Source organism: Streptomyces sp. NPDC048671, from assembly GCF_055587045.1.
This window is the reverse complement of the sequence record NZ_JBVJHB010000030.1, coordinates 1-20,400: the sequence shown is the minus strand read 5'-3', so window position 1 is coordinate 20,400 and position 20,400 is coordinate 1. Positions and strand designations below refer to the sequence as shown.

Sequence of the window (20,400 nt, the reverse complement as noted above, 5' to 3'; positions counted from 1 at the left end):
CGACAGGTCCGTCCTAGGCCACCCGGGTCGCTCCGGCGAACGGCATTTCGTCGACCGGCGCGATCCGGACCGGGGCTCCGGGGCGCGGGGCGTGGATCATCCGGCCGTTGCCGATGTAGAGGCCGACATGGCTGACGCCCGAGAAGAAGAACACCAGGTCGCCGGGGGCGAGTTCGGACCTCGCGACGCGCTGCCCGGCGTTGATCTGGGTGTACGTGGTCCGGGGGAGCGAGACACCCGCGGAGCGCCAGGCGGCCTGGGTGAGGCCGGAGCAGTCGAACGAGGAGGGGCCGGTGGCGCCCCACACGTACGGCTTGCCGAGGGCCCCGTACGCGAAGGCGACGGCCGCAGCGGCGCGGGCGTTCGGCGCCCGGTCGGAGCCGCGCGGGGAGCTGCGGTCGGCGTGGCCCGCGCCGCGGCCGCCGTCCGAGGCGTCGTACGCGGCGCGCTGGGCGGGGGAGAGGCGGGCCAGCAGCTCGCGGGCCTCGGTCAGCTTGGCCCGGACCGTCGCCCGGTGCTTCTTCAGGTCGGCCTGGCGGGCGGTGAGCTCGGCCAGCTGCCCCGCCGCCTCGGACCGCAGCTGGGCCACGTCCGCGACCTGGCGCTGCACGGCACGTACCTCGTCGGCCCGGCCGGCGGCGGCCCGCTCCACGTAGGAGGCGCGCTCCAGGTACTGGTCGGGGTCCGAGGAGAGCGCCAGCTGGAGGGACGGGTCGAGACCGCCGGAGCGGTACTGCGCCGCGGCGTACGCGCCCAGCGCGTCGCGCGAGGCGTTGAGCCGCTCGGTCTTGCGGGCGGCCTCGTCGCGCATCGCGTCGATGGACTCGGCGGTGGCGGCCGCCTTCACCTTCGCGCCGTTGTACTGCTCGGTGGCGACCTCCGCCTCCCGGTACAGCCGGTCCACCTCGGCCTTGACCCGCGCGGGGGTGGGCGTCGGGTCGGCGTGCGCGGATCCCGGCAGCGCGGCAGCGGTCGCGGCCCCGGCGAGGGCGAGGGTCGCTGCGGTGCGGGCAGCAGAGCCGGTGTACGGGCGCTGCTTGGGTTTCCGGTGCGCGGCCACGAGGGCGGGGGTCCTTCCTGTCGACTGCCCGTCGGGGCCTACCGGCGGGCCCGCCCGGTCCGGCGGCGGGTCACCAACAGGGGGAGCGGCCCGCCGCCGGATCTCTCGGCGGGGCGACCGGACGGTGCCGTCCGGGTGCGGAGCGGCGGTGATCCGGTCACCTGGTAGGGACGCTAAACCCGGGGCACGGGCAGGAGTCGTAATGACGCCTATTGCCCGAATTTGGCGTGGTGTTGTTGCTGGATGACCGGAAAAATTGCACCAGAGTCAGGCAATTGGTGCATTCGTCAGTCAAGCGTCCAGTAAGCCTCACCTGGCTGCGGAAGGCTGATACGGCCAGGGCTAAGGTGCGGAACCATGCGTGTACTCATTGATGTCTTCGTCGCCCTGCACATCATCGGAATCGCCGCCCTGCTGGGGGGCTTCCTCACCCAGATGAAGGCGATGGGGGCGGGAACCGCGCGCTTCGTGCCGGGGATGCTGCACGGCGCGCTGACCATGCTGGTCACCGGTATCGCCCTGGTCGGGCTCGACCAGGCCGACGACCACCCCGTGAACAACGTCAAGATCGGCATCAAGCTGCTGATCCTGGTCGTCATCCTCGGGCTCGTCTACGTCAAGCGGGACGAGGAGAAGGTCGAGAAGGGCCTCTTCGCGGCGGTGGGCGGACTGACGGTCGTCAACATCTTCATCGCCACGCTCTGGACCTGACCTGACCTGACCTGACCTGACCTGACCTGACCGGGCCGGGCCGGGCAGCGGCCGGGCAGCGGCCGGCGGTGGCCGCTGCCGCAGGGGCCACCCGCCGTACCGCAACGCCCCTAACCGGGCCGCACGCTCCCGTAGATCGGCATGTAGTAGATCGACTCCTCGCGCACGTTCGCCCCCGGCTTCGGCGCGTGGATCATCATGCCGTCGCCCTTGTAGATGCCGACGTGGCTGATGTCGTCGTAGAAGAAGACCAGGTCCCCGGGCCGCAGATCCGCCGTCGCGATCCGGGTGCCCACGTTCACCTGGTCCCAGGTGGTCCGCGGAATGCTGACCCCCGCCGCCTTCCAGGCCGCCTGGGTGAGCCCCGAGCAGTCGTACGAGGACGGGCCGGTCGCTCCCCAGACGTACGGCTTGCCGATCTGGGCCCTGGCGAACGCGAGGACCTTCTCGGCCTTCGTCGTGGCGCTGCTGTCCGAACCGGAACCCGTCCCGGCGCCCGAACCGCTCCCGGTGCCCGTGCCGGTCCCGCTCCCGCTCCCGGACTCCTTGGCCTTGCGGTCGGCCTCGGCCTTCGCGGCGGCCTGCTTCTTCGCCAGCTCCGCCGCCTTGCGCTCGGCCTCGTCCTTCTTCTTCTGCTCCAGCTCGGCGAGGCGTGCCTTCTCCTCGGCGGTCAGCTTCGACAGCAGCGTGCGGGCCTCGGTCAGCTTGTCCTGGACGTTCCGCTTGCTGGTGCGCAGCCGGGTCTGGGACGCGGTGAGCGTCTCCAGGCTCGTCACCGCCTCGGCGCGCTTCTTGGACGCCTCGGCCTGCTTCGTACGGAAGTCAGTGACGGCCTGCTGCTGGTTCGCGGCCATCCGGTTCATGAGGTGGGTCTGGTCGAAGAACGACTGCGGGTCGTTCGCCAGGAAGAAGGTGGCGGTCGGCGCGAGCGCCCCGTCACGGTATTGGGCGGCGGCGTAGTTCCCGAGCGTCCGGCGGGCGTCGTTCAGCTTGTCGGCGCGCTCGGCGATGTCGTCCAGCAGCGTGTCCACCTTGGTGCGCTGCTTGGCGGACGCCTCTTTCGCCTGGTCGTAGTGCTGGGTCGCGGTGCCCGCCTGTCGGTAGAGGTCGTCGACCTTCTTCTGGACGTCCTCGATGCCGGGCTTCGGGGCCGGGGCCGCCAGCGCGCTCTGCGTGGACAGCAGGGTCACCGAGGCGAGTGCGGCCGTCGTGAACCCGATGGCCGGGCTGGTGCTGCGCGCCCGGGGGCGCGGTTTGCGATGCGACGCCAAGGCCTGCATCTCCTTCCGTGGACCGCCTACCGGGTTAGCTGTCGGGTTCGGGCGTAACGGAAGGCTGCCCTACGGTCCTGGTGGGGGATTCGGACCGATTCACCCCGGTGCTGCGTGTGGGTCCCCGGTTCCGGACTCCGTACGGGCAGCCCAGGATTCGGCGTGGACGCCCGCTCGGCGTGGTTCGCCTCTGGGGGTACGGGCCGCCCGAACGTGCACGCTAGCCAACTCATGGTGCCGCTGTGAAGGTTGATGTTCGATATGCCCGATACATTTTCGTGACCTTGGCGAAGTGGGCGAGGTGCGGGCAGGTCAGGCGCGGGATCGGTCCACACAGTGTGGGTCCGGCATCGCTCTGGGTGGCCGCGCGGAGGTGTGCGGAGGTGTGCGGTTCGCCATGTGAGCCCAGGGTGTCAGTGCGGCGGCCTAGACTCGGACAGCGATGAGCAGCCTCTTTGACGACAGTTTCCTGGCCGGCCTCCAGCACACGGAGGAAGGGCCCCCGCCGCCCCCCGAGGACTCCGCACCCGAAGCGGTGCCGGAGGACCTCTTCGGGGGCGTGTTCGACGGGCCCCCGCCGCCCCGCGACGCGTACTACCGCGACGGGGCCCACCGCCCGGTGATCGACGCCGCCGCGCTGCTCGACGGGCTGAACACCGAGCAGCGCGCCGCCGTCGTGCACGCGGGGTCCCCGCTGCTCATCGTCGCCGGGGCCGGTTCGGGCAAGACCCGGGTACTGACCCACCGCATCGCCCACCTGCTCGCCGAGCGGGGGGTGCACCCCGGCCAGATCCTGGCGATCACGTTCACCAACAAGGCCGCCGGTGAGATGAAGGAGCGCGTCGAGCAGCTCGTCGGCCCCCGCGCCAACGCCATGTGGGTCATGACCTTCCACAGCGCGTGCGTACGGATCCTGCGCCGCGAGTCGAAGAAGCTCGGCTTCACGTCCTCGTTCTCGATCTACGATGCCGCGGACTCCAAGCGGCTGATGGCCCTGGTCTGCCGCGATCTCGACCTCGACCCGAAGCGCTTCCCGCCGAAGTCGTTCACGGCGAAGGTGTCGAACCTCAAGAACGAGCTGATCGACGAGGAGACCTTCGCCGGCCAGGCCGCGGACGGTTTCGAGAAGACGCTCGCCCAGGCCTACGCGATGTACCAGTCCCGGCTGCGCGAGGCCAACGCGCTGGACTTCGACGACATCATCATGACGACGGTGCACCTGCTCCAGGCCTTCCCCGACGTCGCCGAGCACTACCGCCGCCGGTTCCGGCACGTCCTGGTCGACGAGTACCAGGACACCAACCACGCCCAGTACACGCTCGTACGGGAACTGGTCGGCCCGGCCGGTGCCGCCGACGCCCCCGGCGAGCTGTGCGTCGTCGGTGACGCGGACCAGTCGATCTACGCCTTCCGAGGCGCCACGATCCGCAACATCCTCCAGTTCGAGGAGGACTACCCGGACGCGACCACGATCCTGCTGGAACAGAACTACCGCTCCACCCAGACGATCCTGTCCGCCGCCAACGCCGTCATCGAGCGCAACGCGAGCCGCCGCCCGAAGAACCTCTGGACCAACGCCGGCTCCGGCGCCCGGATCACCGGCTACGTCGCGGACACCGAGCACGACGAGGCGCAGTTCGTCGCCGACGAGATCGACCGGCTGACCGACGCGGGCGACGCCAAGGCCGGCGACGTCGCGATCTTCTACCGGACGAACGCGCAGTCCCGTGTCTTCGAGGAGATCTTCATCCGGGTCGGCCTGCCCTACAAGGTCGTCGGCGGTGTGCGCTTCTACGAGCGCAAGGAGGTCCGGGACGTCCTGGCCTACCTCCGGGTCCTCTCCAACCCCGAGGACACGGTTCCGCTGCGCCGCATCCTGAACGTGCCCAAGCGCGGCATCGGCGACCGGGCCGAGGCGATGATCGACGCCCTGTCGCTGCGCGAGAAGATCACCTTCCCGCAGGCGCTGCGCCGCGTCGACGAGGCGTACGGCATGGCCGCGCGCTCAGCCAACGCCGTCAAGCGGTTCAACACGCTGATGGAGGAGCTGCGCACGATCGTCGAGTCGGGCGCGGGCCCCGCGGTGGTGCTGGAGGCGGTCATGGAGCGGACCGGCTACCTCGCCGAGCTCCAGGCCTCCACCGACCCGCAGGACGAGACCCGGATCGAGAACCTCCAGGAGCTCGCCGCCGTCGCGCTCGAATTCGAGCAGGACCGCGGCGAGGAGGAGGGCGCGGGCACCCTCTCCGAGTTCCTGGAGAGGGTCGCGCTCGTCGCGGACTCCGACCAGATCCCCGACGAGGACACCGACGGCTCCGGAGTCGTCACGCTGATGACCCTGCACACGGCGAAGGGCCTCGAATTCCCGGTGGTCTTCCTGACCGGCATGGAGGACGGCGTCTTCCCGCACATGCGGGCGCTGGGCCAGGTCAAGGAGCTGGAGGAGGAGCGCCGGCTCGCCTACGTCGGCATCACCCGCGCCCGCGAGCGGCTCTATCTGACCCGGGCGGCGATGCGCAGCGCCTGGGGCCAGCCCTCGTACAACCCGCCGTCGCGGTTCCTGGAGGAGATCCCGGAGCAGCACCTGGAGTGGAAGCGGAAGGGCCCGATGGGGGCTCCGGCGGGGCCGACGTCGGGCATCACCTCCTCGCTGTCCGCGTCCCGTGCACGCTCCGGGCCCTCGGGCTTCGCGACCCGGCGGACCTCGGACAAGCCGACGATCACGCTGGTGGTCGGAGACCGGGTCACCCACGACCAGTTCGGTCTGGGCACGGTGACGGCCGTCGAGGGCCTCGGCGACCAGGCGAAGGCCACGGTCGACTTCGGTGACGAGCGGCCGAAGAAGCTGCTGCTGCGGTACGCGCCGGTCCAGAAGCTGTAGCGCCCGTCCGGCCCGGTCCGGTCCGGCGGACGCCGCGTCCGTCCGGACCGGACCGGGTCAGCTCAGGCCCGGTTCAGTCCGGTTCAGTCTGGTTCAGCCCGGCTCAGGTCGGGTCGATGTTGTGGCTGCGGAGCCAGGGCAGCGGGTCGATCGCCGCGCCGCCGCCGGGCCGCACCTCGAAGTGCATGTGCGGGCCGGTCGAGTTGCCGGAGCTCCCGGAGTACGCGATGACGTCGCCGGCCTTGACCGGGCCCGAGCGGATCCGGGTGCTGCTGAGGTGGCAGTACCAGGTCTCGGTGCCGTCGGCCATCGTGACGATGGCCATGTTCCCGTACGCGGTGTTGTACTGCGTGTGAACGGTGCCGTCGGTCGCGGCCATCACCGGGGTGCCGTACTGGACGGGGAAGTCGATGCCCGTGTGCACGGACATCCAGTTGACGCCCGCCTGGCCGAAGTACGCGCTGAGACCGTGCTCCTTGACCGGCATGACGTACTTGGGTCGCAGGGCCTCCTTGCGGGCGGCCTCCGCGATGCGCTTCTTCTTCTCGGCGGCCTGCCGCTCCTTCAGGTCGATGCGCTCCTGGGTGCGGCTGGCGCGGTCGGCGAAGTTCTCCGCGTCGGCGCTGAGGTTGGCGAGCTGGGTGTCCAGCTTGTTGTTGGCGGCGACCGGCTTGACCGTGCCGGGGTCGGCGGCCGCCATCGTCGTCGTGTCGTCCTTCTTCTCCTCGCCGCCGCCCATTCCGCCCACGGAGGCGGCGGCGATACCGGCCACGCTCATCACGCAGGCGGAGGGAACGGCGACGGTGAGGAGAGCGGAACGCCTTGCGGGCGAACGCCTGCGGCTGCGGCTGCCGCCACCTCGGGAGACCGGACGGCTCGCGGGGTGATGGGAGTCGGCAGGGGAGGGGGCAGGGGCAGGGGACGGAGACGGGTCCTGGTCCTGTTCCCGGGAGTGGTCTTCGTGCGCCTCGTACGTCTCGTGCGCTTCGTGCGTTTCGTGCGTTTCGTACGGCTCGTGCATCTCGTACGGCTCGTGCATCTCGTACGTCTCGTACGTCTCGTACGGATGCTGCGCTGGCTGTTCGGGCTCGTTCGACGCCGTCACATCTTGCGGCGATTGCTGCCCGTGGTCGGGCGTGGCGCCGATGTTCCAGGCGGTGGCGTCATACGCACCGGAGTCGTACGCCGCTGTGTCGGTGCTTGACCACTGGCCGTTCGCGTACCACCCGGAGGTGTCCCACTGGCCGGACGAGTCCGGGGCGCCGCCCTGAGCGGGGATGTTCGCGCCGTAGCCGTCGGGCGCTGCCCAGGTCGTGGTGGTGTCGTACTGCTGCGGGGCCGCGTCGTACTGCGGGGCCGCAGCGTACGGGGGGTACTGCTGGTACTGCTGAGGGTGGGGGGTGTAGGCCGCGTAGTCGGCGGCGTGGTCGTACTCGGCGGTCCGGTGTGCGCCGGTGTCCCACTGGGTGGTGTCGTACTGGCCGCTGTAACCGGCCTGCCCGCTGTCGTACGGGGTGGTGTAACCGGGCGTGGTGTCGTACGAACCGTCGTAGCCGTCGGGGAGAGAGCCGAAGAGCGGGTCGTTGTCGAAACCGCCCGTGGAGTGGCTGTCATATCCGACGTACCCGGCGTGGGGGTGCTGGTCGTTCACCAACTTCTCTCTCGCCTCGGCAGCAGGACCTGTCTCCGGGGTCCGTGGGGGGACTCCGGAGGGGAAAGCAGTGGCCGCGACTGTACCCGGCGGTATGCGACGCCGACAATCTTCCACGGCTGGTGGGTGCTCAGGAATCGGGCAATCGGCCGTCTTTCGACGGACCGCTCACACAGCCTTGGCTCTGTGTTCGAAACCCGTTCTATTTTTGGGCGGAAACCGCGGTTGACCCGACCGGCCGGACGGGGTGCGTCCTCCGGAATCCGGGGGCTCAGGCCACTGACGCGGCGCCGGTGGCCTCCCGGGCCGGCTCGTGTGCGTCGTCGAGAGCCTGACGGATCCCGGCGGCCACGGCCGGGTGCACGGGCAGCGCGAGGTGGCCGATGCCGCTGACGCGTACGTTCGTCACGTCGAGGTCGGGGTGGTCGATGCAGGCCGCCTCGGCGGGGACGATCACCTGGTCCAGCTCGCTCCAGAAGCTGACGAACCGGGTGCGGCAGCCGGGCGCCGGCAGCCGCAGCTCCTCGATGGGGGCCGATCCGTTGCGCATCTGGCGCACGATCGGGTGAGCGCTGGCCAGTGGGGCGACAGCGGTGCCCGCGTGCGGTGTGCCGAGAGTGACCAGGGTGCGGACCCGCCGGTCACCGCCGAGCCGCTGTACGTAGTAGCGCGCTATCAGGCCGCCCAGGCTGTGCCCGACGATGTCGACCTCGCGGTGTCCGGTGCGGGCGCAGATCTCCTCGACGTGGCGGCCGAGCAGCTCGGCGGCGGTGCGGATGTCGCAGGTCAGCGGGGAGTAGTTGAGCGACTCCAGATGACGCCAGCCGTGCCGGGCGAGGGAGCGGCGCAGCAGGACGAAGACGGAGCGGTTGTCGATGAATCCGTGCAGGAGCACGACGGGCGGCCGGTCTGTGTGCGCGGTGTTCCCTGCGCTTCCTGTGCTCCCCGCACTCCCGGTGTTCTTGCCGTTGCCGGCTTTCTTGGTGCTCCGGGTGGGTCCTGTGGGCAGGGCGGTGGTCCCGGACGGTGCGGGGACCGGACCGTCCGCCGGGCGTGGCGGGGTGCGCCGCTCGCCGGTGATGCCGGTGGGGTAGAGCAGTGCGTGTCCGGCGAGCACCACGAGTTCCAGTGCGGTCGCTCTCAGCAGTGCGGACGACAGCCAGGTGTTGCGCGGGCAGGGCTGACGCAGAAGTAGGGGAAGAAAGGGCAGGGCCTTCATGGTCGACCTCCTGCTCCGGCACCCGGGGAGAGACGGCTCCTGCCCGTATGCCCTCATGGGGCGCCGTATCGGAGGTCCGGGCGGCAGCTCACCGTCCGGGACCCGCCGCCCGCCGTGCCTTCCGGATCACCCTCGGTGACCGGCCTGCGGGCGGTCGGTGAGCCGTACCACCGTGCCGTGCGGCTGACGGCGCGGTGGTACGACGACCTCGTGCGGCTCCCCCGGCGGCCGGGTCCCGCACGGCAGGTGTGCCGCGTGCTGCGGGAAACGGCGCCCGGTGAACATGTCCCACGTGTGATTTCCCCCTCCCCGCCCACCGCGAAACAGCGGCTTGCGGGATGCTGTGGATAACGTTCGTTCACATCCCCGGCTCTTCAGGGACGGGAGACGCATGTGGAGGCAGTGATGGGTGTGACCGGTCCGATCCGAGTGGTGGTGGCCAAGCCTGGCCTCGACGGCCATGACCGCGGGGCCAAGGTGATCGCGCGGGCACTGCGCGACGCCGGTATGGAAGTCATCTACACCGGGCTCCACCAGACGCCCGAGCAGATCGTGGGCACCGCGATCCAGGAGGATGCCGACGCGATCGGCCTCTCGATCCTCTCCGGTGCGCACAACACGCTCTTCGCGAAGGTGATCGCCCTGTTGAAGGAGCGCGAGGCGGAGGACATCAAGGTCTTCGGCGGCGGCATCATCCCCGAGGCGGACATCGCACCGCTCAAGGAGCAGGGAGTCGCGGAGATCTTCACCCCGGGCGCGACGACGGTCGAGATCGTCGCCTGGGTCAACGCGAACGTCCGCCAGCCGGCGGAAGCCTGACCCGGCCCGACGCCTGATCCGGCCCGACGCCTGACCCCGCCGAGGCGTGACCCCTCCCGAGCCGTGATCCCGCACTGTCCGTCTCACCGGGCCGGTTCACCGGGGAATCACCGGGCCGGTGCCAGCTCCGCGTCCATCGCCGCGCGGAGCCGCAGGGTGGAAACCAGCCGCTGGAACGCCTCCGACCAGTAGCCGTTCGCGCCGGGGGAGGCGTCCGCCGGTTCGTCGGGAGTCGTGGTGAGGACCTCCAGGCGGTCCGCCTCGGCCGGATTCAGGCAGCGTTCGGCGAGGCCCATCACCCCGCTGAAGCTCCACGGATAGCTGCCGGCGTCCCGGGCGATGTCGAGGGCGTCGACGACGGAGCGGCCGAGCTGCTCCGCCCAGGGGGTCGGGCAGACCCCCAGCAGCTGGAACGCCTCCGACAGGCCGTGCGCGGCGATGAACTCGGCCACCCAGCCGGCCCGTTCGGCGGCGGGCAGCACGATCAGGAGCTTCGACCGCTCGGCGAGCGACGCCGTACCGGGGCCGTTCGACGGGGGTGTCGAGGGGGAGCCGAGCAGCGCCCGCGCCCACTCCGGGTCCCGCTGCCGGAGGGCGGCCCGGCACCAGGCCGCGTGGAGTTCCTCGCTCCAGCCGTCGGCCACGGGAAGCGCGACGATCTCCCGCGCCTCGCGCCCGCCGAACCGCGCCGGCCAGATCGCGAGCGGGGACGACTCCACCAGCTGGCCGAGCCACCACGACCGTTCGCCCCGCCCGGACGGCGGGAGCGCCACCACACCGTCACGCTGCATCGCCGCATCGCATTCGTGCGGGGCCTCCACGGCCACGGACGGCCCGGTGCCGGTGAGACCGGGGCTCACGCAGGACAGGGCGCGGTCCGCCATCCGGCGGGCGAGCGCCGATTCGGGAAGTGCCGAGAGCAGCTCGGCGGCCGTCGCACGGACATTGCGGCTGCGGTCGGCGAGGGCCTGCTCCAGGAAGGCCTCGTCGGCGCCGGAGAGCCCGGTACGCAGGGAGTCGACGAACATCAGCCGGTCCTCGGCCCGCTCGGTGGCCCAGGTGCTGGCGAGCAGGGCGAGAGCGGCGCCCGCCTCGTGCGCGCGTACCGCCGTGAGCAGGGCGACCCGTTCGGCGAACAGGCCTTCCTCCCACAGCCGGTGGACCGCTTCCTGGTCGGTCAGGGCTGGCAACAGTGCGGTGCCGGACGAGCCGCGCAGCGCGAACTTCCACTCGGGGTTCAGCCCGGCCAGCCAGCGGCCGCGCGGCCCGGCGAACACCAGGGCCTGCGGCCGCAGATCGGTCCGCGCGCGGGCCGCGTCCAGCAGGGCGGGCAGGGCCGGGTCCGGTGCGCGGTAGCCGTGCAGATTGGCGGTGGCCAGCCACTGCGGAATCAGTTCCGTGAGGTCGGGAGCCGTGCCGCGTCTGCCGCCCGAACCGCTCGGTGCGGCCCGGTCCGCGAGCAGCCGCTCCAGCCGGCTCCGGGCGGCCCCCGGCAGCGGCGGCCGAGGGTCGGTGGGCGCGGGATCGGGCCGGGGGGCCGCAGGAGCGGGCAGCAGACCCGCCCGGCGCCGCACGGTGTGCAGGGCGGCGGCGTTCAGCAGCGCGGCCGCCGCGCCGTCCGGACCGGTCCGGCCCGGAACCTCGCCCGGCATTCCGCTCGGCGCCTCGCCCGGTGCCTCGCCCGGTCCGTTTTGCGGGCCGGTGCCGGATGCCGCCGCGAGGGGGCGGCGGTCCGTGCCGAGCAGCGCCGAGGTGACGAGCTCTTCCCACGGCGTCGCGGTGAGCAGGCCGGCGGGGGCGTCGGTCGCGGAGGCGGTGCCGGCGGTGGGGACGGGCGTGGTGGTCGTCGCGCTCTTGGCGGATGTGGTGGGCGTGGTGGGTGCGGTGGTACGGGGCATCGGCCCTCCTCCAGGAGTTAGATGAGCGGAACGGTCTCGGCGTTGGCCGGCAGGGCGTGCGGGTCGTCCGCCACCGTGTCGCCGCCGCCCTCGCGCACGGCCGGTGCCCAGGCCGCGAGCGGATCGAAACCGCGGTGGCCGCACTCGCCGAAGACGGTGAGCGGACCGCCGCCGGAGAGCGCGACGAGCTTCCACAGGGCGGGCCGGGACAGCGCGGCCGGGGCGACGGGCAGGGCCGAGTCCCCTTCCGCGTCCGCCAGCTGCCAGCCGTCCTCGGACGGCACGGGTATGACGTCGCGCAGCGTCACCGGCCAGGATTCCAGCCACGGGTCGTCGCCCAGGGCCCGCCCGTACGCGGCGATCGCCCCGGCGACCGTGACGCCCGGCGGCGGCGGGCCGGTCGGCACCGGCGTCCCGAACTGCGGTCCGGGCTCGGCCCGTAGCTGTCCCGAGCCCCGATGGGGCGTGAGCTCGGCATCCAGCGTGACACCCACCGGCAGGGCCTGGCCGGGGGAGCGGCCGGCGGCCCCGAAGGACAGCAGCAGCGCGGTCCGGCCCGACTCCCTCCCGTACAGCCAGATGCGGCGGGCGACGATCTTGCCCTCGGGGGTGTCGTACTGGGCGAGGACCAGCCAGTGGTCGCGGACCGGCAGATCCTCGGCGGTGGCCGGCAGCCCGACCCGGGTACGGACCGTGGCCGCCAGCGCCGGCGGCAGCCGGTCGATGCCCAGCCAGCCCCTGTCCAGCAGATGCAGCAGTGCGCACTCCTCCAGCAGCCGCACCGGCCAGCCCGGTCCGGACGCCGGGATCGCGCCCAACTCCCGGACCCGGCCCGCGAGACCGGGCGCCTGGGCATCGACCATGCGGGCCGCCGTCTCCTCCCACAGCCCGTACCCCGACTGCTCGGCCGCGGCCAGACCGCCGCGCACCAGATCGGTCAGGCGCCGTTCCAGCTCCTGCACCCCGCCGCCGATCCGCCCCGCCCGGCGCTCGGCCCGCCGCCGGGCGGCCGCCGGATCGGCGGGTCCGGCCGCAGTGCCCTCAGCCCCCTCCGGCCGCTCCCTCACCTCCGCCGCCTCCGCGCGCCGGCGCCGGCCCTCCAGCCACTCACCGGCCCAGTCCGGCGGATCGGCCGCGGGCAGGGCCTCCTCGGCGGACGCCCGGAGCAGCAACAGGCCCAGCGCGTGCTTGCACGGGAACTTCCGGCTGGGGCAACTGCACTTGTACGCGGGGCCGGTGGTGTCGACCACCGTTCGGTACGGCTTGCTCCCGCTCCCCCTGCACAGCCCCCACACCGTACCCGGCCCGTCCCACCCGGTGTCCGACCACGGCCCGGCCGAACCGAGCCTGTTCCCCGCCTTGCGTGAAGCGTCGTCAGGAGCCAGGGCCAGGACCTGCTCCACCGTCCAGCGCACCGCCGCGGCGGCGGCGGCGCTCAAGGGTTCTCCCCCGTCAGTCAGCAGCATGGATACGACGGTAGGCCGCAGCACTGACAACGGCTCCGACCTGCGGCGACGCCGATTGTCAGTGCCATGGTGCACCGTGGGAACCACATCGGGTCGACCGATCTGGAGGGGGATCCATGACCGTGTCCGAAACCACCGCAGCCGTGGGCGCCGAGGCGCTGCGCCCGCACGCCGAGGTCGCCTTCGCCGACGAGCTGAAGGCGCTCGCGGCCGCCGACGACCGCCCGCGGCCCGCCCGTTGGCGGCTGTCGCCATGGGCCGTCGCCACGTACCTGCTCGGTGGCGCCCTGCCCGACGGCACCGTGATCACACCCAAGTACGTGGGCCCGCGCCGCCTCGTGGAGGTCGCCGTCACCACGCTCGCCACCGACCGGGCGCTGCTGCTGCTCGGCGTGCCCGGCACCGCCAAGACCTGGGTGTCCGAACATCTCGCGGCCGCCGTCAGCGGCGACTCGACCCTCCTCGTCCAGGGCACGGCGGGCACGCCCGAAGAGGCGGTCCGCTACGGGTGGAACTACGCGGAGCTGCTGGCGCACGGCCCCAGCCGCGCCGCGCTGGTGCCCAGCCCGCTGATGCGCGCCATGTCCGAGGGCATGACCGCGCGGATCGAGGAGCTCACCCGCATCCCCGCCGATGTGCAGGACTCGCTGATCACCATCCTGTCCGAGAAGACCCTGCCGCTGCCCGAACTGGGCCAGGAGGTCCAGGCGGTCCGCGGCTTCAACGTCATCGCCACGGCCAACGACCGCGACCGCGGGGTCAACGAGCTGTCCAGCGCGCTGCGCCGCCGGTTCAACACGGTGGTCCTGCCATTGCCGGCCACCCCCGAGGCGGAGGTCGACATCGTCTCCCGGCGCGTCGATCAGGTCGGCCGCTCGCTCGACCTGCCTCCCGCGCCCGACGGCCTCGCGGAGATCCGCCGCGTGGTCACGGTCTTCCGCGAACTGCGCGACGGGGTCACCACTGACGGCCGCACCAAGCTCAAATCGCCCTCGGGGACGCTGTCCACGGCCGAGGCCATCTCCGTCGTCACCAACGGCCTCGCACTCGCCGCCCACTTCGGCGACGGGGTGCTGCGCGCGGGCGACGTCGCGGCCGGCATCCTCGGCGCGGTCGTGCGGGACCCGGCCGCCGACCGGGTGGTCTGGCAGGAGTATCTGGAGACCGTGGTGCGCGAGCGGGACGGCTGGAAGGACTTCTACCGCGCCTGCCGTGAGGCCTCCGTATGACCGCCGCCCCGCGCCCCGGCGGGCCGCTGCTGCTGGGGGTGCGGCACCACGGCCCCGGCTCGGCCCGCGCCGTCGGCGCCGCGCTGGAGGCCGCCCGTCCGCGGGCGGTGCTCATCGAGGGCCCGCCCGAGGGCGACGCGCTGCTGCCGCTCGCCGCCGACGAGCAGATGCGGCCACCCGTCGCGCTCCTCGCCCACGCGGTGGGCGATCCCGGACGGGCCGCGTTCTGGCCGCTCGCGGAGTTCTCGCCCGAGTGGGTCGCGATCCGCTGGGCCCTCGCGCACGGCGTCCCGGTCCGCTTCATCGACCTCCCGGCCGCCCACTCGCTGGCCATGGCGGAGGAAGAGGAGCGCCGGGACCCGGCGGAACGGGCCGGGGAGGCGGACCCCGCGCCCGTCCCGGTCGACCCCATCGGGGTGCTGGCCGAGACCGCGGGCTACGACGACCCCGAGCGCTGGTGGGAGGACGTCGTCGAACACCGCGCCCACGACGGCGGCCCCGGCGACCCGTTGGCGGCCTTCGCCGCGCTGGGCGAGGCGATGACCGCGTTGCGCGAGGTGTACGGGGACGGCGGCCACCCCAGGGACGTGGTCCGCGAGGCGTACATGCGGATCCGGTTGCGCACGGCGCGCAAGGAGTTCGGTGACGACTTCGCCGTCGTCTGCGGTGCCTGGCACGTGCCCGCGCTCGAAGCGAGGACCACCCTCGCCGCCGACCGGGCACTCCTCAAGGGACTGCCCAAGGTCAGGGCCGAGCTGACCTGGGTGCCCTGGACCCACCACCGGCTCGCCCGGCACAGCGGATACGGGGCCGGGATCGACTCACCCGGCTGGTACGCGCACCTCTTCGCTTCCCCGGACCGCCCGGTCGAACGGTGGATGACCAAGGTCGCCGGACTCCTGCGCGACGAGGACCGGTTCGTCTCCCCGGCCCATGTCATCGAGGCCGTCCGGCTCGCCGCGGCCCTCGCCGCCATGCGCGGCCGGCCGCTCGCCGGCCTGAGCGAGGTGACCGACGCCGTCCGGGCCGTGATGTGCGAGGGCTCCGACGTACCGCTGGCCCTCGTACGGGACCGGCTGATCGTCGGCGGGACACTCGGCGAGGTACCCGACACCGCCCCCGCCGTGCCGCTCCAGCGCGACCTCACCCGCCGGCAGCGCACCCTGCGGCTCAAACCGGAGGCATCCGAGCGGGACATGGAGCTCGACCTCCGCAAGGACACCGACGCCGCGCGCAGCCGACTGCTGCACCGGCTGCGGATCCTCGGCGTCGGCTGGGGCGAACCCGCCCACAGCAGGGGGAGCACCGGCACCTTCCGGGAGAGCTGGCGGCTGCGCTGGGAGCCGGAGTTGTACGTACGCGTCGCGGAGGCGGGCGTATGGGGCACCACCGTGCTCTCCGCCGCGACGGCCCGCGCCGAGTCGGACGCCCTGGCGGCGACCACCCTCGCCGAGGTCACCGCGCTCGCGGAACGGTGCCTGCTGGCCGAACTGCCCGAGGCGCTGCCCGTCGTGATGCGCGTGCTCGCCGACCGCGCCGCCCTCGACACGGACGTCGGCCACCTCGCCGACGCCCTGCCGTCCCTGGCCCGGACGCTGCGCTACGGGGACGTCCGGTCCACGGACACCGCGGCGCTCGGGGAGGTCGCGGCCGGGCTCGCGGAGCGGATCTGCGTCGGACTGCCCCCCGCCTGCACCGGACTCGACGCCGACGGGGCCGCCGCGCTGCGCCGCCAGGTCGACGGCGTCCACACGGCGATCGGCCTGCTCGCCGGCGCCGTACCGGAGACCGCGGACGGGCTGCGCGAACGCTGGAGAGCGGTGCTGCACAAGCTCGCCGCCCGGGACACGGTCGCAGGCGTCATCCGGGGCCGCGCCGCCCGGCTGCTGCTCGACGACGGCCACCTCGAACAGGATGACGCGGCCCGGCTGATGGGCCTGGCCCTGTCGCCCGGCACGCCGCCCGCCGACGCCGCCGCGTGGATCGAGGGCTTCGTCGGCGGGGCGGCCGGCGGCGGAATGCTCCTGGTCCACGACGAGAGGCTGCTCGCCCTGGTCGACTCCTGGCTGACCGGGGTCCCCCCGGACACCTTCACCGACGTGCTGCCGCTGCTGCGCCGCACCTTCTCGGCGTACGAGTCCGGCGTGCGGCGCACGCTGGGCGAGCTCGTCCGGCGCGGCCCGGCCGCCGGGAGAACGGCCGCGGGCACGGGCGGGATACCGGGCGCCGGGGCGACGGCACCCGGATTCGGCCCCGTACTCGACGGGCCGCGGGCGGACGCGGTACTGCCGGTGCTGCGCCTGCTGCTGGGCCTGGACGCGGACGCGGATGCCGATGCGGATGTATCCGCGGACGCGTCCGCAGAGAGACACGACAACACCGAGGAACCACTGGGGGCAACGGGATGACGACGGACAGGGCTGCCAACCCGACAGGGACGGCGACGGTGACGGACAAGCCCTCCGGGACGGACGAGACCGCTCGGGTGCACGGCGCCGACAACAGTGAACGGCTGCGGCGCTGGCGCATGGTGCTGGGCGCGGACAGCGCGCAGAGCACGGGCCACACCCTCACCGGACGCGACGCCGCGATGGACGGCGCGCTGACCGCGCTGTACGAGGGCGGGCGCCGGCAGCCCGGCGGCCGGGGTGGCAGCGGCCGTTCGGCCGGCCTCGGCGCCTCCGCGCCCTCCGTGGCCCGCTGGCTCGGGGACATCCGTACGTACTTCCCCAGCTCCGTCGTCCAGGTCATGCAGCGCGACGCCATCGACCGGCTCGGCCTCTCCGCGCTCCTGCTCGAACCGGAGATGCTGGAGGCCGTCGAGGCGGACGTCCATCTCGTCGGCACCCTGCTCTCGCTCAACAAGGTCATGCCGGAGACGACGAAGGAGACCGCGAGAGCCGTCGTGCGCAAGGTCGTCGAGAAGCTGGAGAGCCGGCTCACCACCCGCACCCGCGCGGCGCTCACGGGTGCGCTGGACCGCTCGGCGAAGGTCAGCCGGCCGCGTCACCACGACATCGACTGGAACCGGACCATCCGGGCCAACCTCAAGAACTATCTGACCCTCCCCGGCGAGGACGGGGCCGGGGACGGGGCCGGCACGATCGTGCCGGAGCGGCTCATCGGCTACGGGCGCGCGGCGCAGTCCGTGAAGAAGGACGTCATCCTCTGCATCGACCAGTCCGGTTCGATGGCGGCCTCCGTGGTGTACGCCTCGGTCTTCGGCGCCGTACTCGCCTCCATGCGCGCCCTGCGGACCAGACTCGTCGTCTTCGACACGGCGGTCGTCGACCTCACCGACCAGCTCGACGACCCGGTGGACGTGCTCTTCGGCACCCAGCTCGGCGGCGGCACCGACATCAACCGGGCGCTCGCCTACTGCCAGTCCAGGATCACCCGCCCCGCGGACACCGTCGTCGTGCTCATCAGCGATCTGTACGAGGGCGGAATCCGCAACGAGATGCTGAAGCGGGTCGCCGCGATGAAGGCGTCCGGGGTGCAGTTCGTGACCCTGCTCGCCCTCTCCGACGAGGGCGCACCCGCCTACGACCGCGACCACGCGACGGCACTCTCCGCGCTGGGCGCCCCGGCCTTCGCGTGCACGCCGGACCTCTTTCCGGAGGTGATGGCCGCGGCGATCGAGAAGCGGCCACTGCCCGTGCCGGACCGGGAGGCCCACGGGTGACGGGCCGCCGCCCAGGCCGCTGTGCCCGCGCCGTTTTGTCCACTGCGACCCGGCCACCAGGGCGATCTGTGACCGTAATCACCGCCCAGGTGTCATCTGCGATTTAGGGTCCTGCGGGGCGCGGGGATAACCTGCGAGATGGACATGCCGCGTATTCGGTCACCGTGTGCGCCTTCCTTGTGACAGAGCAGTCACGTTGCCCCTCGCGGCACGCCCACGCAGAAAACCAACCGCGAGACCATTTGATAAGGGACGGACGCGCGTGGACCTGTTCGAGTACCAGGCGAGGGACCTCTTCGCCAAGCACGGTGTACCGGTGCTGGCCGGTGAAGTGATCGACACGCCTGAGGCAGCCCGCGAGGCGACCGAGCGGCTGGGCGGCAAGTCGGTCGTCAAGGCACAGGTGAAGGTCGGTGGCCGAGGCAAGGCCGGCGGCGTCAAGCTGGCCGCCAACCCCGACGAGGCGGTCGCTCGCGCGACCGACATCCTCGGCATGGACATCAAGGGCCACACGGTCCACAAGGTGATGATCGCCGAGCTGTCCCCGGAGATCGAGGCGGAGTACTACGTCTCGTACCTCCTCGACCGCACCAACCGCACCTTCCTGGCCATGGCCTCGGTGCAGGGCGGCATGGACATCGAGGAGGTCGCGGAGAAGTCCCCCGAGGCCCTCGCGAAGGTCCCGGTCAACGCCGTCGACGGGGTCGACATCGCCAAGGCCCGCGAGATCGTGGCCCAGGCGAAGTTCCCGGCCGACGTGGCCGAGGGTGTCGCCGAGGCCCTGGTGACCCTGTGGGACACCTTCGTCGCCGAGGACGCCCTCCTCGTCGAGGTCAACCCGCTGGTGAAGACCAAGGACGGCCGCATCCTGGCCCTGGACGGAAAGGTGTCTCTCGACGAGAACGCCGACTTCCGCCAGCCCGGCCACGAGGCACTTGAGGACAAGGACGCAGCCAACCCGCTCGAGGCTGCCGCCAAGGCCAAGAACCTCAACTACGTCAAGCTCGACGGCGAGGTCGGCATCATCGGTAACGGTGCCGGTCTGGTCATGTCGACCCTGGACGTCGTCGCGTACGCCGGTGAGAACCACGGCAACGTGAAGCCCGCCAACTTCCTCGACATCGGTGGCGGCGCCTCCGCAGAGGTCATGGCGAACGGCCTTGAGATCATCCTCGGCGACCCGGACGTCAAGTCCGTCTTCGTCAACGTCTTCGGCGGCATCACCGCCTGTGACGAGGTCGCCAACGGCATCGTCCAGGCGCTTGAGCTGCTCAAGACCAAGGGCGAGGCGGTCACCAAGCCGCTCGTCGTGCGCCTCGACGGCAACAACGCGGAGCTGGGTCGCAAGATCCTTTCCGACGCCAACCACCCGCTGGTTCAGCGCGTGGACACCATGGACGGCGCGGCCGACAAGGCCGCCGAGCTCGCCGCGGCTGCGAAGTAAGGAAGAGGGACTCAGACCACCATGGCTATCTTCCTCACCAAGGACAGCAAGGTCATCGTCCAGGGGATGACCGGCGCGACGGGCATGAAGCACACCAAGCTCATGCTCGCCGACGGCACCAACATCGTCGGCGGCGTGAACCCGCGCAAGGCCGGCACCTCCGTCGACTTCGACGGCAGCGAGATCCCGGTCTTCGGTTCCGTCAAGGAAGCGATGGAGAAGACCGGCGCGAACGTGTCCGTCCTCTTCGTGCCGCCGGCCTTCTCGAAGGCCGCCGTCATCGAGGCGATCGACGCCGAGATCCCCCTCGCTGTCGTGATCACCGAGGGCATCGCCGTTCACGACTCGGCCGCCTTCTGGGCGTACGCCGGCGCGAAGGGCAACAAGACCCGGATCATCGGTCCGAACTGCCCCGGCCTGATCACCCCCGGCCAGTCCAACGCCGGCATCATCCCGGGCGACATCACCAAGCCCGGCCGCATCGGTCTCGTGTCGAAGTCGGGCACGCTGACCTACCAGATGATGTACGAGCTCCGTGACATCGGCTTCTCGTCCGCCGTCGGCATCGGTGGCGACCCGGTCATCGGCACGACGCACATCGACGCCCTCGCGGCGTTCGAGGCCGACCCCGAGACCGACCTCATCGTCATGATCGGCGAGATCGGCGGCGACGCCGAGGAGCGTGCGGCCGACTTCATCGCGAAGAACGTCACCAAGCCGGTCGTCGGTTACGTCGCGGGCTTCACCGCCCCCGAGGGCAAGACCATGGGCCACGCCGGCGCCATCGTCTCCGGCTCCTCCGGCACCGCGCAGGCGAAGAAGGAGGCCCTTGAGGCCGCCGGCGTCAAGGTCGGCAAGACGCCGACCGAGACCGCCAAGCTGGCGCGCGAGATCCTCGGCGCCTGACGCCTCACCGCGTCAGAGCACCACCGCAGGTTCGCGTCACCGTAAGCAGAGAAGCGGGGGGGGGGGCCCCCCCCCGCGGGGGGGGGGCGCCCGGCCCCCCCGGGCCCCCCGGCCGCCCCACAAGCGCAGCCCACCCGCCCGGCCCGGGCGCGCCGGGGCC

General features: G+C 72.1%; 14 protein-coding genes and 1 riboswitch. Of the genes, 8 read left to right on the top strand and 6 right to left on the bottom strand.

Annotated features, from left to right (window positions below; genetic code table 11):
* Positions 1 to 13 precede the first annotated feature (13 nt).
* A complete protein-coding gene (locus tag ACZ6S6_RS36950) occupies positions 14 to 1,060 on the bottom strand; it encodes a C40 family peptidase (RefSeq protein ID WP_362954144.1) in 1,047 nt (348 codons plus the stop codon).
* Positions 1,061 to 1,417: 357 nt separating this feature from the next.
* Here ACZ6S6_RS36950 and ACZ6S6_RS36945 point away from each other — a divergent pair, with 357 nt between their 5' ends.
* Positions 1,418 to 1,771, top strand: a complete 354-nt coding sequence (locus ACZ6S6_RS36945; protein WP_362954142.1) for a hypothetical protein — start codon at positions 1,418 to 1,420, stop codon at positions 1,769 to 1,771.
* 110 nt (positions 1,772 to 1,881) lie between these two features.
* Here ACZ6S6_RS36945 and ACZ6S6_RS36940 read toward each other — a convergent pair whose 3' ends face one another.
* Positions 1,882 to 3,051: a C40 family peptidase gene (locus ACZ6S6_RS36940; RefSeq protein WP_469709394.1), complete on the bottom strand. Its 1,170-nt coding sequence runs from the start codon at positions 3,049 to 3,051 to the stop codon at positions 1,882 to 1,884.
* Positions 3,050 to 3,215, bottom strand: a riboswitch (cyclic di-AMP (ydaO/yuaA leader). It overlaps the preceding gene by 2 nt.
* A gap of 269 nt (positions 3,216 to 3,484) precedes the next feature.
* On the opposite strand from ACZ6S6_RS36940, the gene pcrA reads away from it, so the two are divergent.
* The gene (gene pcrA / locus ACZ6S6_RS36935) at positions 3,485 to 5,923 is read left to right on the top strand and encodes a DNA helicase PcrA (RefSeq protein ID WP_362954138.1); all 2,439 of its coding nucleotides are present in this window, start codon (positions 3,485 to 3,487) and stop codon (positions 5,921 to 5,923) included.
* Positions 5,924 to 6,026: 103 nt separating this feature from the next.
* Here pcrA and ACZ6S6_RS36930 read toward each other — a convergent pair whose 3' ends face one another.
* Both ACZ6S6_RS36930 and ACZ6S6_RS36925 read right to left on the bottom strand, forming a co-directional pair.
* Entirely contained in the window at positions 6,027 to 7,574 is a 1,548-nt protein-coding gene (locus tag ACZ6S6_RS36930; protein ID WP_469709392.1) for a M23 family metallopeptidase, read from the bottom strand.
* Positions 7,575 to 7,845: 271 nt separating this feature from the next.
* Positions 7,846 to 8,793: an esterase/lipase family protein gene (locus ACZ6S6_RS36925; RefSeq protein ID WP_469709390.1), complete on the bottom strand. Its 948-nt coding sequence runs from the start codon at positions 8,791 to 8,793 to the stop codon at positions 7,846 to 7,848.
* A gap of 405 nt (positions 8,794 to 9,198) precedes the next feature.
* Between ACZ6S6_RS36925 and ACZ6S6_RS36920 the strand changes: the two genes are divergently transcribed.
* Positions 9,199 to 9,612 carry a cobalamin B12-binding domain-containing protein gene (locus ACZ6S6_RS36920; RefSeq protein ID WP_362954132.1) on the top strand — a complete coding sequence of 138 codons (414 nt, stop codon included), beginning with the start codon at positions 9,199 to 9,201 and terminating at the stop codon, positions 9,610 to 9,612.
* Positions 9,613 to 9,719: 107 nt separating this feature from the next.
* Here the strand turns inward: ACZ6S6_RS36920 and ACZ6S6_RS36915 are convergent, their stop codons facing one another.
* Together ACZ6S6_RS36915 and ACZ6S6_RS36910 are read right to left on the bottom strand one after the other, a co-directional pair.
* The gene (locus ACZ6S6_RS36915; protein WP_469709388.1) at positions 9,720 to 11,510 is read right to left on the bottom strand and encodes a DUF5691 domain-containing protein; all 1,791 of its coding nucleotides are present in this window, start codon (positions 11,508 to 11,510) and stop codon (positions 9,720 to 9,722) included.
* Between the two features lie 17 nt (positions 11,511 to 11,527).
* Positions 11,528 to 12,976 (bottom strand): SWIM zinc finger family protein, encoded by a 1,449-nt coding sequence (locus ACZ6S6_RS36910; RefSeq protein ID WP_469709387.1) that lies wholly within the window; start codon positions 12,974 to 12,976, stop codon positions 11,528 to 11,530.
* 116 nt (positions 12,977 to 13,092) lie between these two features.
* On the opposite strand from ACZ6S6_RS36910, the gene ACZ6S6_RS36905 reads away from it, so the two are divergent.
* From ACZ6S6_RS36905 to sucD, 5 genes are all read left to right on the top strand, one after another.
* A complete protein-coding gene (locus ACZ6S6_RS36905; protein WP_362954126.1) occupies positions 13,093 to 14,205 on the top strand; it encodes an ATP-binding protein in 1,113 nt (370 codons plus the stop codon).
* On the top strand, positions 14,202 to 16,613 hold the full coding sequence (locus tag ACZ6S6_RS36900; RefSeq protein WP_469709384.1) for a DUF5682 family protein: 2,412 nt from the start codon (positions 14,202 to 14,204) through the stop codon (positions 16,611 to 16,613). The genes ACZ6S6_RS36905 and ACZ6S6_RS36900 overlap by 4 nt, the downstream gene beginning before the upstream one ends.
* Positions 16,614 to 16,732: 119 nt before the next feature.
* Positions 16,733 to 17,890: a vWA domain-containing protein gene (locus ACZ6S6_RS36895; RefSeq protein ID WP_362954219.1), complete on the top strand. Its 1,158-nt coding sequence runs from the start codon at positions 16,733 to 16,735 to the stop codon at positions 17,888 to 17,890.
* A 262-nt stretch (positions 17,891 to 18,152) separates the two neighbouring features.
* Positions 18,153 to 19,334: an ADP-forming succinate--CoA ligase subunit beta gene (sucC, locus tag ACZ6S6_RS36890; protein ID WP_362954123.1), complete on the top strand. Its 1,182-nt coding sequence runs from the start codon at positions 18,153 to 18,155 to the stop codon at positions 19,332 to 19,334.
* A 21-nt stretch (positions 19,335 to 19,355) separates the two neighbouring features.
* Positions 19,356 to 20,240, top strand: coding sequence for a succinate--CoA ligase subunit alpha (sucD, locus tag ACZ6S6_RS36885; RefSeq protein ID WP_362954121.1), 885 nt, complete (start codon positions 19,356 to 19,358; stop codon positions 20,238 to 20,240).
* Positions 20,241 to 20,400: the final 160 nt, after the last annotated feature.